The organism is Streptomyces sp. SID14436 (assembly GCF_010548465.1).
Lineage (GTDB): Bacteria > Actinomycetota > Actinomycetes > Streptomycetales > Streptomycetaceae > Streptomyces.
On the sequence record NZ_JAAGMD010000820.1, the window covers coordinates 1 to 1,109 of the forward strand.

Consider the following 1,109-nt stretch of genomic DNA (forward strand, 5'->3'; position numbering starts at 1 on the left):
GACGGCACCCTGCGGCTGGACCCCGGCGCCGACCGGGACGCCGCGACGGCCGCCCTGCGCGCCCTGCCCGGCCTGGACGACCACACCGTCGCCGTGATCCGCACCCGCGCCCTCGGCGACCCCGACGTGGCCCCGCCCGGCACCGGTGCGCCCGACGACTGGCGCCCCTGGCGCTCGTACGCCCTGCGGCACCTGGACGTCGCGGGGGAGGAACGGCTCGCGCGGGCCGGACAGCGACGGCCCTGCCGGGGACCGAAGCCGGGGGCCGACGTCAGCCCCAGAACACCGCGCCGATCCAGGCGGCCGTGATCAGCTGGCAGGTGAACAACTCCGCCAGCAGGTTCGAACCGCCCGAGCGCATGGCCGTGCGCACCGCCGCCCTCGCGTCGCCGTGCCGGCCCAGCAGCAGCCGCTCGTACAGGTAGATGCCGCCGAGGAAACCCGGGACGGCGCCGAGCACGGGCACCAGCACGAAGCCGAGGAAGGAACCGACGCCGGCGTAGGCGATCATGTGGGCGTCGGTGCCGTGCACCCGCAGCCGCCGCGGGGGCAGCGCCCAGCGCACCACCTGGGACAGGAACAGCAGGACGGTCGCGCCCACGAGCACCCACCACGCGACCGGCCGGGGGTCCTTCAGCGCCCACCAGGCGACCCCGGCCCACACGAGCCACGATCCGGGCACCCCGGGCACCAGCACTCCGCACAGACCGAACAGGATCACCAGCCCGGTCAGCAGGAGGTCCCATGCTCCCATCAGTCCAGGGTGCAGGAGGGCGGGGGAGGGCGCAGTCCGGCGGAGCCCACACGGGAGCGTCCCACTCCGGCCCCTTGTCGCACACGTGTCCCACCCTTCACCCGACCCGGCTCCCCAGGGGTGCGGCGGGCGGGGATTTTCCTGATGCCCCGTTTTCAACCGGCCCGGGCGGTGGAGAATCGGGGGCATGAGTCAGCAGGGGGGAAGGCCCACCGGCCACGAGGACGACTGGTGGCGGCAGTTGTACGACGGCTCCACCGGCGACACGGGGCCCGCGCCCGCGCCCGATTCGCTGGACGACCGCTTCGCCTCGGCGGCCGGCACGGTGCACGAGGGGGCGCCGCCGGCGGACGAG

At 75.4% G+C, this 1,109-nt stretch carries 1 protein-coding gene and 1 pseudogene; one reads left to right on the forward strand and one right to left on the reverse strand.

Annotated features, from left to right (window positions below):
• Positions 1 to 309: pseudogene (locus G3I53_RS29970) on the forward strand (hypothetical protein); the annotation flags it as partial.
• On the opposite strand, the gene G3I53_RS29975 reads toward G3I53_RS29970, so the two are convergent.
• A complete protein-coding gene (locus tag G3I53_RS29975; protein WP_164333112.1) occupies positions 272 to 754 on the reverse strand; it encodes a DUF456 domain-containing protein in 483 nt (160 codons plus the stop codon). The pseudogene G3I53_RS29970 and the gene G3I53_RS29975 overlap by 38 nt on opposite strands.
• Positions 755 to 1,109: the final 355 nt, after the last annotated feature.

What these genes read in the sequence shown, in the direction of transcription:
- G3I53_RS29975 (WP_164333112.1), bottom strand. Translation starts at nt 754, where the DNA reads ATGGGAGCATGGGACCTCCTGCTGACCGGGCTGGTGATCCTGTTCGGT.